This window comes from Mesorhizobium sp. WSM4887, from assembly GCF_029625865.1.
Taxonomy (GTDB): Bacteria; Pseudomonadota; Alphaproteobacteria; order Rhizobiales; family Rhizobiaceae; genus Mesorhizobium.
This window is the reverse complement of the sequence record NZ_JARTVP010000001.1, coordinates 918,951-930,246: the sequence shown is the minus strand read 5'-3', so window position 1 is coordinate 930,246 and position 11,296 is coordinate 918,951. Positions and strand designations below refer to the sequence as shown.

Here is an 11,296-nt window from a genome sequence, read left to right as displayed (position 1 = left end):
GTCATGGCAATCTACAAAAGTAACGGTGATCGCGTTCCGGACCACATCCTGGCGATGGCCGAAGCGGCCAAGTCGGGCACGGTGGACCGCCGTGAATTCCTGGCGTTGGCCAGCGTTTTCGGTGCATCGACGGCAATGGCTTACGGCATGCTCGGTCTCGCCGCGCCGACGCCGGCCAAGGCCGAGGACGTGCAGGGCAAGAAGGGCGGCGTGCTGAAGGTCGCCATGTCGATCAAGGATCCCAAGGATCCACGCACCGCCGACTGGTCGGAGATTGCCAACGCCGAGCGCCAGGCGCTCGAGCCGCTGGTGAAGTACACGAAGGAGTACACCTTCGCGCCTTACCTGCTGGCAAGCTGGGACATCAACGACGACGCCACCGAATACACGCTGCATGTGCGGCCAGGCGTCGAATGGAATAACGGTGACAAGTTCACCGCCGACGACGTGATCTACAATTTCACCCGCTGGGCCGACAAGGCAGCGGAAGGCAACTCGATGCCTGGCCGCCTCGGCAGCCTGGTCGACGACGGCACCAAGAAGCTGCGCGAAGGCTCCGTCGTCAAGGTCGACGACATGACGGTCAAGCTCAAGCTGAGCAAGCCCGACATCGCGATCATCCCGAACATGTGCGATTACCCGGCACTGGTCGTGCACAAGACCTTCGATGAGAAGGGCGCCAACTTCAAGAATTGCCCGATCGGCACCGGCCCGTTCGAGCTTGTCTCCTACGATGTCGGCCAGAAGGTGGTCTACAAGCGCCGCGAGACCGGCAAGTGGTGGCAGGGCGAAGCTTTCCTCGATGGTGTCGAGTTCATCGATTACGGCACCGATCCGGCGGCGACGGTTTCGGCTTTCGAATCCGGCGAAGTCCAGACCAACCACGAAACGACCGCCGACTACATCAAGATCATCGCTGATGTCGGCGCGCCGGTTTCGGAGGTCGTCACGGCCGCCACCGTGGTGTCGCGCTTCAACATCACCCACAAGCCGTATGACAACCAGAAGGTTCGTCAGGCGATGTTGCTTGCGGTCGACAACGCCACGGTGCTGCAGCTCGGCTACGGCAATGCCGGCACCCCGGCTGAAAACCACCATGTCGCGCCGATCCATCCGGAATATGTCAAGCTGCCCGAGGTCAAGCGCGACATCGCCAAGGCCAAGCAGATGCTGACGGAAGCCGGCGTGATCGATTTCGAGCACGAACTGATCAGCAACGACGAAGACTATCACAAGAACACCACGGACGCGATCGCGGCCCAGCTGCGCGAAGCGGGCATCAAGGTGAAGCGCACCGTGCTGCCGAGCTCGACCTTCTGGAACGACTGGACGAAGTATCCGTTCTCGCAAACCAACTGGAACATGCGCCCGCTGGGCATCCAGGTCATCTCCATCGCCTATCGCTCCGGCGAAGCGTGGAACGAGACGGCCTACGCCAATCCCGACTTCGACAAGAAGGTCAACGAGGCGCTCGGCATCGCCGATGCGGAGAAGCGCAAGGTTGTGATGAAGGACATCGAGCAGACCCTGCAGGATTCCGGAATCATCATCCAGCCCTACTGGCGCAAGCTCTACATCAACATCAAGCCCGAGGTGAAGAACCACTCGATGCACCCGACCTATGAGCACGACTTCGGCAAGGTCTGGCTCGAACAGGCGTGATCCTTTTGCGATAAATATGAGGGGCGTCAGCCCCTCGTATTTGCAGCTTCGTCGCCGTTGCGTATTGTGCAACGGTGGCGGAGCCTCACAAGGTATCCGACACAGGGTTGAACCTATCTGACCCCAACCCGGCCGGCGGGGAGCGCGCATGTTCTCATTCATTGCCAGACGCATCGGCACGATTGTGCTCACGATGCTATGCCTGACGCTGGTCGTCTTCTTTCTCGTCAATCTCGAGCCCAACTTGAAGAAGCTGGCGATCAGCCAGACCGAGATGCACACGTCGGCCGAACAGCTCGAAAGCTGGCTGGTCAATCACGGCTACCGGCAGAACTTCTTTGCGCGCTACGGCCAATGGCTGGGCGTCCTGCCCAAGCAGCCGATCACCGATCCGGCCACCGGCAAGGTGACGCAGCGCTTCTCCTTCTGCAACGATCCGGTCGAGCCGAAATTCTCCGGCGTGCTGCAGGGCGATTTCGGCTGTTCGACCAAGTTCAAGACGACGGTCGCCGCCAAGCTGTTTCCGGCACTCGGCGCCACCGGCATATTGATGTTCTGGGTGCTGGCGGTGATGGTGCCGATCTCGCTGCTCATCGGCATCCTTGCCGGCATGCGCGAAGGCTCGCGAACGGACCGGACCCTGTCGGTGGCCTCCATCGCCTCGACGGCGACGCCCGAATATGTGTCGGGCGTCATCTTCACCGTCATCTTCGCCTCGTGGTTGGGCTGGCTGAACGGCTCGGCGGCATCCGCCAGCCAGGGCATCACCTTCTACAATTTCACCCTGCCGGTGATCACTCTGGCGATCTACGGCACCGGCTATATCGCGCGCATGACACGGGCCTCGATGGTCGAGGTGATGACGCAGCAGTATATCCGCACGGCCCGCCTCAAGGGCCTCTCCTTCGGCAGTGTGGTGATCAAGCACGCGCTACGCAACGCGCTGATCGCGCCTTTCACCGTCATCATGCTGCAGTTCCCGTGGCTGCTCACCGGCGTCGTCATCGTCGAGGTGATGTTCCGCTACCAGGGTTTCGGCTACACGCTGGTCGAGGCCGCCGGCAACAACGACATCGACCTTCTGCTCGGCTGCTCGCTGGTCTCGGTATTCATCGTGCTGATCACCCAACTCATCTCGGATGTCGGCTACGCGTTTCTCAATCCGCGCATCAGAGTTCAATAGGGGGCAGGGCGGATGCAGATCGAATATATCGGTGCCTTCGATGTCGTGCTCGGCGTGCTTTGGCGCTTCTGGCCGGTATGGGTCGCGCTTGTCCTGGTGATGGGCGTTAGCTTTACCTACAAGAAGAAGCTCGGGCTCTACGGCCAGCTCTTTGACAGCGGCGTCGGCATTGCCGGCGTCGGCATCTGCCTGTTCTGGCTGTTCACGGCGATCTTCGCCTCGACCATCTCGCCTTTCGATCCGCTGGCGCAGGTGTCGATCATGAAGGATACGCTGCCCGGCGCGATCGAGCCGACATCGAAGCTCGTCTACTATTTCGGCGGCGATAAGCTCGCCCGCGACGTGTTCTCGCGCATGGTCTATGGCAGCCAGATCGTGCTGATCATCGCGCCTGCGGCGACCGGTTTTGCGCTGATGGTCGGCATCACGCTCGGCCTGCCGGCCGGTTACTACGGCGGCAAGATCGACACGGTGCTGTCCTTCCTCGCCAATCTGGTGCTGGCCTTCCCGGTGATCCTTTTGTTCTACCTGCTGGTGACGCCAGGCATCATGGATACGCCTATCCCGTACGCCCTGGCGGGGCTGTTCTTCCTGTTCCCGATCATCTTCTTTTGCGTGCTGTTCTGGACCCGCTACAAGAACCGGCCGGACCGGCTCTATATCTTGCTCGGCCTGACGCTCGTCATCGGGGGCTGGATCTATGCGGGCCTCGTCTTCGACAAGGATCCGCTGAGGATCGTCCACATCGATCCCAACCAGCTCAACATTTTCGTGGCGGTGGTGTTCGCTTCCAGCCCCGGCGTGTTCCGCATCGTGCGCGGGCTGACCATGGATATCAAGACGCGCGACTACGTGGCGGCGGCGCAGACGCGCGGTGAATCGCCCTGGTACATCATGCTGTGGGAAATCCTGCCCAATGCACGCGGACCGCTGATCGTCGATGCCTGCCTGCGCATCGGCTATACGACGATCCTGCTCGGCACGCTCGGTTATTTCGGCCTGGGGCTGGCGCCGGAGAGTCCCGACTGGGGCACCGCGATCAAGGATGCCAGCCGGCTCTTGCGCTCGTTCATCCACCCGGCGCTGCCGCCGACGATCGCGCTGATGTCGTTCGTGCTGGGCCTGAACCTTTTGGCGGATTCGCTGCGCGAACAGTCGATGAAGGATTGATGGCGGGGCTTCGGGCCCCATCTTCCCAGGAAGCAAGGATTGGAGCGACCCATGAACGAGGCAGTTCGAGATCCAGCCAAGACGACCAATGGGCCGATCATCGAGATCGAGAACCTCTCGATCTCCTTCTTTACCCGCAAGGGCGAGATCCCGGCGGTGATGGACTTTTCCTGCACGGTCATGCCCGGCGAGGCGATGGGCATCGTCGGCGAATCCGGCTGCGGCAAGTCGACCGTGTCGCTCGGCATCATGCGCGACCTCTCAAACATCGGAAAGATCGTCGGCGGCCGCATCAAGTTCCAGGGCAGGGACATGGGCGAGATGTCCGACGAGGAGCTTCGGGCCATCCGTGGCAACAAGATCGCCATGATCTACCAGGAGCCGATGGCGAGCCTCAATCCGGCGATGAAGGTCGGCCAGCAATTGATGGAAGTGCCGCTGATCCACGACAAGGTCTCGAAGGAAGAGGCCCATAACCGTGCACTGGAGATGGTGCGCGCGGTCAAGCTGCCCGATCCGGAGCGCATGATGCGCTCCTATCCCCACCAGCTTTCGGGCGGCCAGCAGCAGCGCATCGTCATCGCCATGGCGCTGCTGTCGAAACCGGCGCTGCTGCTCCTCGACGAGCCGACGACGGCGCTCGACGTCACCGTCGAGGCCGGCATCGTCGAACTGGTCAAGGGACTGGGCCAGAAGTTCGGCACCTCGATGATCTTCGTGTCGCACAATCTCGGCCTCATTCTCGAGACCTGCGACAAGATCACGGTGATGTATTCCGGCGAGGCCGTCGAGACCGGCAAGATCGAGGACGTGTTCGACCGGATGCGCCACCCCTATACGCAAGGGCTGTTCCGCTCGATTCCGCTGCCCGGCGCCGACAAGAATTCGCGGCCGCTGATCTCCATTCCCGGCCAATTGCCGCTGCCGCATGAGCGGCCGAAGGGATGCAATTTCGGACCCCGCTGTCACCATTTCGTCGAGGGCGTCTGCAACGCCGCCGAAATTCCGATGGTTGCCGTCGAGGGGCATGAGGGCCATTTCTCGCGCTGCGTGCGTTTCAACGAGATCGACTGGGAAGCGCTGCCGCCCGGCGCCAAGAAGGTCAACGAAAAGGTCGAGCCCGGCGCGCCGGTGCTCAAGATCGACAATCTCAAGAAGTACTACAAGGTCGGCGGCAGCGAGGTGTTCGGCTCGAGCGAAGGCCGCGTCGTCAAGGCCAACGAGACGATTTCGTTCACCGCGCGCGAGTCCGAAACGGTCGCGATCGTCGGCGAGTCCGGCTGCGGGAAATCGACGCTCGCCAAGGTGCTTTTGGGGCTTGAGACCGCAAGCTCGGGCACCGTGACGCTGGGCAACAAGGAGATCCAGTCGACCGGCATCGAGAGCCGCAATGTCGAGACGGTGTCGTCGATCCAGATGGTGTTCCAGAACCCGTTCGATACGCTGAACCCGAGCCACACGGTCGGCTCGCAGATCATCCGCACGCTGGAGAAGTTCAATGTCGGCAAGACGGTCGCCGAGCGGCGCAAGCGCATGCTGGAGCTGCTCGACCTGGTGAAGCTGCCGCGGGCCTTCGAGACTCGCAAGCCGCGCCAGCTCTCAGGCGGCCAGAAGCAGCGCATCGGCGTGGCCCGCGCCTTCGCTGGCGACGCCAAGGTGGTGGTGGCCGACGAGCCGGTCTCGGCGCTCGACGTCTCGGTGCAGGCGGCGGTGACCGAGCTCTTGATGGACATCCAGCGCAAGAACAAGACGACGATGCTGTTCATCAGCCACGACCTGTCCGTGGTGCGCTACATCGCCGACCGTGTCGTCGTCATGTATCTCGGCTATATCGTCGAGCAGGGGACGACGGACCAGATATTCTCGCCGCCCTACCATCCCTACACCGAGGCGCTGCTCTCGGCGATCCCGATCGCCGACACCAGCGTTGTCAAGAAGCACATCGTGCTCGAAGGCGATATCCCATCGGCGATGAACCCGCCGACCGGCTGCCCCTTCCAGACGCGCTGCGGCTACAAGAAGCTGGTGCCGGACAATCTGTGCGAGACGACGGTGCCGCCGGTGAAGAATCTCGGCAACGGCCATATGAGCCTGTGCTGGCTGTCGGACGATGTCTTGGCGAAGATGGAGCCGGTCATCAAGTTCGACAAGGAGCATGCGGCACATGAAGGCGTGCCGGACGACGCGCCGCACGGCACGGGGCCGGGCTTTGCCGGCACCCCGCCCAAGCGCCCGAGGGGCAAGAGGCCGAAGCCGAACTAAGACTTCGCCCGGTCCCGGGGTCAGCTCCCACATTGCCGCAACTGGGCGGCGTAGTCGCGGGCCATCTGATCGGTGGCGTGCGCGTAGTTCTGCACGCCGGCATCGCCGCGATTGCCGCGGCCGTAGGCCGACCAGCCGAGATAGTAGGCGAGATAGAGACTGTAGGTATCGTTGCGGGCGACGCCGAAAGTGTCGACGGTCTTGGAATGATACCAGCCGACGAAGTCGATGGCATCGGCGAAACGGCTGCGGCGCGCTGCCCAGTTGCCGGTCTCCATCTGATATTGCGACCAGGTGCCGTCCAGCGCCTGCGAATAGCCCGCGGCGGTGGAGACATGTTTCCAGGGAATGAAGCCGAGCAGCTTGGTGCGCGGCGGCCGGGCGTTGCTCTTGAAGCCGGATTCCTTGCGCACCGTCGCCATCAGCACCGGAACGGGAATGCCGTATTTTTGTTCGGTGCGCTCGGCGGCGGACTGCCAGTTGTCGAACCAACCGTCATTCTGGTCGAAGACGGCGCAGACATTGTTGATGTGGCTGGGCGCCGTCGCGCAGGCCGAAAGCGCCAGCAGCACAGAGACAACGACAATTTTACGAAAACTCGAGCTAGGCATCGGAAGACGAATAGGGCGAAATCATAAAAGGAATCTTTCGAGCTTCCTTAACGCCGACCGAGGCTCCTCGATCTGGGCTCTATCGATATTTCGACTTCACTCGTCGCATTTGTCTTCATCAGAGTGAAAAAATGCCGCATTGGCTAAAATCACGCCGGCAAATGGCGAATTCCTGACAGCTCGCGCCTGACGTCGGCGCTCTGATAGACGCATGACCGAACCAAGACGAAAACGCGGCGCCGAACGGACCAGCAACCGCGGGCCCGCCCCCATTCCGCAGCTGCCGCCACGGCGTGTGGTCAACCCTTACCCGCCGATGGCGGTGCTTTCGGCCGACCAGATCGAGTCCATTCACCAGGCCTCGATGCATATTCTCGAAAGTTTCGGCATCGAGGTGATGAGCCCGCGAGCGCTCGCGCTGTTTGAACGCGCCGGCGCCAAGGTCGATCACAGCTCGATGAATGTGCGCCTCGATCGGGGCATGGTCGACGAAGCGCTAAAGACGACACAGGCCAGCTACACACTTACGCCACGCAACCCGGCTCACGCCGTTTATCTCGGCGGCAACACGATCAACTTCACGCTGGTGGCCGGGCCGCCCAATGTGCACGACATGGAGCGCGGCCGCCGCGCCGGCAATCTCGCCGACTATTGCGATCTCGTCCGGCTGGCGCAGCATTTCAACTGCATCCATATGCTGGGGAACCAGGTCTGCGCGCCGATCGAGCTGCCGGCGAATTCGCGGCACCTCGACACCTACTTCGCCAATCTGACGCTGACCGACAAATGCTTCCATGTCTCGGCGATCGGCCGGGGCAGGGCGCTGGACGGCATCGAGATGATGGCGATCGCGCGTGGCTTGACTCTCGACCAGATCGGCCGGGATCCCGGCGTCACCACCATCATTTCCGTCAACTCGCCGCGCCGCTTCGACGAGATGATGGCCGAAGGGCTGATGACCATGGCCGAGTTCGGCCAGTCGGTGGCGGTGACGCCGTTCACGCTGATGGGCGCGATGAGCCCGGTGACGCTTGCCGGCGCGCTGGCGCAGCAAAATGCCGAGGCACTGTTCGGCATCGTGCTGACCCAGTTGGTGCGGCCCGGCGCGCCGGTGATGTATGGCGCCTTCACTTCCAATGTCGACATGAAGTCCGGCGCGCCGGCCTTCGGCACGCCGGAGAACACCAAGGCCAACATCGCCTCCGGGCAATTGGCGCGGCGCTACAATCTGCCGTACCGCACGACGCCGGGCTCGGCGTCCAATGCCGCCGATGCGCAAGGCGCCTATGAGACGCTGATGGCGCTGTGGGGTGCCGTGCTTGGCCACGGCAATCTCGTCTATCATGCCGCCGGCTGGCAGGAGGGCGGACTGACGGCCTCATTCGAAAAACTCATCATCGATGTCGAGATGATGCAGCACATGATGGAATTCCTGCGACCGATCGTGGTGGACGAAGGCGAATTGGCGGTCGACGCATTGGGCGCCGTGCCCACCGGCGGCCACTTCTTCGGCGAGCCGCATACGCTTGAACGCTATGCCACCGCCTTCTATCAGCCGATGCTTTCCAACTGGCAGAACTACGAGGCCTGGCAGGAGGCCGGCGCGCTTGACACGACGGCGCGCGCGACCCGGCTCTGGAAGAAGGCGCTGGGAGAGTACGTTCAGCCGACAATGGACCCAGCCGTGCGCGAGGCGCTTGAAGCCTATATGGCGCGCCGCAAGGAAGCGATCGGGCAGGGCGAGCCGTGACGGTTTTGGAACGCTGGCGCCGCCCCTCATCCGCCTTCCGGCACCTTCTCCCCGTGAAGGACGGGGAGAAGGGAAGCGCTACAGCGCTGGCCCTCTCCCCGTTTTTCACGGGGAGAGGTTAAGGGTGAGGGACAGCGCCGACGTTTGAGGAGAGACATGCCTCTCATCCTGAATCCACTCAATCATCCAATTCCCCGAAGTAACGAGAAGAACCCATGAAGTCGCATGCAAAGGGCGTGGTCATCGGCGGAGGTGTCGTAGGATGTTCCGTGCTGTTCCATCTTGCCCGCCACGGCTGGACGGACGTGGTGCTTCTGGAGCGCGACGAGCTGACCTCGGGCTCGACCTGGCATGCGGCCGGCGGCATGCACACCATCAACGGCGATCCCAACGTCGCCAAGCTGCAGAAATACACGATCTCCCTCTACAAGGAGATCGAGGAGCTTTCCGGCCAGGCGACGGGGGTGCATCTGACCGGCGGCGTGCTTTTGGCAGCAACCGAGGCGCGGCTCGACTGGCTGCGCGGCGTCGTCTCCAAGGGCCGCTATCTCGGCATCGACCTCGAGGTGATCTCGGCGAAGGAAGCGGCCGAGTTGATGCCGCTCATCGATCCGAAGCAATTCGTCGGCGCCGTGCGCAACAAGGAGGACGGCCATCTCGATCCCTCCGGCGTCACCCACGCTTACGCCAAGGCGGCGCGGAAGCTGGGCGCGGAAGTGGAGCGCTTCACCAAGGTCGAGGACATCGTGCGCCGGCCCGACGGGCTGTGGCGCGTCATCACCAACAGGGGCGATGTGATCACCGAGCAGGTCGTCAACGCCGGCGGGCTTTGGGCGCGCGAGGTCGGCCGCATGGTCGGGCTCGAACTGCCGGTGCTCGCCATGGAGCACATGTATCTGATCACCGAGGACATGCCGGAGGTCGCCGACTGGAACAAGAAGACCGGCACGGAAATCATCCATGCGGTCGACTTCGACGGCGAGATCTATCTGCGCCAGGAGCGCGGCGGCATGCTCATGGGCACCTACGAGAAAGCCAACAAGGTCTGGTCCGAATTCTCCACACCCTGGAATTTCGGCCACGAGCTGTTGGAGCCAGATATCGACCGTATCGCGCCCTCGCTCGAAGTCGGCTTCCGTCACTTCCCGGCCTTTCAGAAAACCGGGATCAAGCAGATCATCAATGGCCCCTTCACCTTTGCGCCGGATGGCAATCCGCTGGTCGGTCCGGTGCGCGGTCTGCCGGGCTTCTGGGTCGCCTGCGGCGTCATGGCGGGTTTTTCTCAAGGCGGCGGTGTTGGCCTGGCGCTCTCAAACTGGATGATCGAGGGTGATCCCGGCGCCGATATCTGGGCGATGGACGTGGCGCGCTACGGCGACTGGGCGACGATGACCTACACCAACGCCAAGGTGCGCGAGAATTACTCGCGCCGCTTCTCGATCCGCTTCCCGAACGAGGAACTGCCGGCCGGACGGCCGCTGAAGACAACGCCCCTTTACGACACATTGTCGGCCAAGGGCGCGCAATGGGGCGTCGCCTTTGGGCTGGAAGTGCCGCTCTGGTATGCGCCCGAAGGCGTCAAGGACGAGTTCTCGTGGCGGCGGTCGACCGATTTCGACCATGTCGGCAGCGAAGTGGCCGCCGTCCGCAACGGCGTCGGCCTCTCGGAGATCTCGAGCTTTGCCAAGTACAAGGTGACGGGCGAGGGGGCGGCAGCCTGGCTCGACCGTCTGCTTGCCTGCAGGATGCCCAAGCCCGGCCGCATGACGCTGGCGCCGATGCTGAAGGAAGACGGCAAGCTGATCGGCGATTTCACGCTCGCCAATGTCGGCGAGGGCGACTGGTTCGTCGCCGGCTCCGGCGTCGCCGAGCAGTACCATATGCGCTGGTTCGAGGCGCATCTGCCGAAGGACGACTCGGTGCAGATAAAATCGCTGGGGCAGAAGCTCACCGGCTTAGCCATCGCCGGGCCGAAGGCGAGGGCGGTGCTGGCCAAAGTCACCCGCGCCGACGTCTCAAACCCGGCGTTCCCATTCATGGCCGTCGCCACGATCGATATCGGCATGGCGCGGTGTCTTGTCGGCCGCGTCAGCTACACCGGCGATCTCGGCTACGAGATCTGGATGCCGCCGGAGTATCAGCGCGCCGCCTACCAGGCGCTGATCACGGCCGGCGAGGAATTCGGCATCGGCATGTTCGGGTCGCGCGCGCTCAATGCGCTCAGGCTCGAAAAGAACTACGGCTCATGGGCGCGCGAATACCGGCCGATCTACGGACCGGTCGAGGCCGGGCTCGACCGTTTCGTCGCCTACGGCAAGGAGGCCGACTTCATTGGCAAGGAAGCCGCCATTGCCGAGCGCAAGCAAGGCGGCAAGCTCCGGCTGCGCGCCTTCATCGTTGAGGCCACTGATGCCGATGTCATCGGCGACGAGGCGATCTGGCACGACGGCGTCGTGCGCGGCTGGGTGACGTCCGGCGGCTATGCGCACAATGCAAAAAAGTCCATCGCCATGGGCTACGTGCCGAAGGAGATCGCCGACAGGCCCGACGGCTTCGAGATCGAGATCCTCGGCAAGCGCCACGCCGCGCGCATTCAGGCAACGCCGCTGTTCGATGCCAATTTCGAGCGGATGCGCGCCTGAAAAACAGGCGCGCGTC

General features: G+C 62.9%; 7 protein-coding genes. 6 read left to right on the top strand and 1 reads right to left on the bottom strand.

Features of this window, described 5'->3' with window-relative positions; translation table 11 throughout:
• The first annotated feature begins 3 nt into the window (after window positions 1-3).
• The 4 genes from P9230_RS04470 (at window position 4) to P9230_RS04455 (ending at window position 6,277) form a co-directional block, all read left to right on the top strand.
• A complete protein-coding gene (locus P9230_RS04470) occupies window positions 4-1,662 on the top strand; it encodes an ABC transporter substrate-binding protein (protein WP_095779087.1) in 1,659 nt (552 codons plus the stop codon).
• 148 nt (window positions 1,663-1,810) lie between these two features.
• Complete coding sequence (locus tag P9230_RS04465; RefSeq protein WP_095824958.1) at window positions 1,811-2,845, top strand: ABC transporter permease; 1,035 nt, start codon at window positions 1,811-1,813, stop codon at window positions 2,843-2,845.
• 12 nt (window positions 2,846-2,857) lie between these two features.
• Window positions 2,858-4,015 carry an ABC transporter permease gene (locus P9230_RS04460; RefSeq protein ID WP_278117580.1) on the top strand — a complete coding sequence of 386 codons (1,158 nt, stop codon included), beginning with the start codon at window positions 2,858-2,860 and terminating at the stop codon, window positions 4,013-4,015.
• A gap of 51 nt (window positions 4,016-4,066) precedes the next feature.
• Window positions 4,067-6,277 carry an ABC transporter ATP-binding protein gene (locus tag P9230_RS04455; protein ID WP_066990565.1) on the top strand — a complete coding sequence of 737 codons (2,211 nt, stop codon included), beginning with the start codon at window positions 4,067-4,069 and terminating at the stop codon, window positions 6,275-6,277.
• Window positions 6,278-6,297: 20 nt separating this feature from the next.
• Here the strand turns inward: P9230_RS04455 and P9230_RS04450 are convergent, their stop codons facing one another.
• Window positions 6,298-6,888, bottom strand: coding sequence for a transglycosylase SLT domain-containing protein (locus tag P9230_RS04450; RefSeq protein ID WP_278117578.1), 591 nt, complete (start codon window positions 6,886-6,888; stop codon window positions 6,298-6,300).
• Between the two features lie 211 nt (window positions 6,889-7,099).
• Here P9230_RS04450 and P9230_RS04445 point away from each other — a divergent pair, with 211 nt between their 5' ends.
• Window positions 7,100-8,638, top strand: a complete 1,539-nt coding sequence (locus P9230_RS04445) for a trimethylamine methyltransferase family protein (protein WP_278087374.1) — start codon at window positions 7,100-7,102, stop codon at window positions 8,636-8,638.
• Window positions 8,639-8,853: 215 nt separating this feature from the next.
• Window positions 8,854-11,280 (top strand): FAD-dependent oxidoreductase, encoded by a 2,427-nt coding sequence (locus P9230_RS04440; RefSeq protein WP_278117576.1) that lies wholly within the window; start codon window positions 8,854-8,856, stop codon window positions 11,278-11,280.
• The last annotated feature ends 16 nt before the right edge of the window (window positions 11,281-11,296 follow it).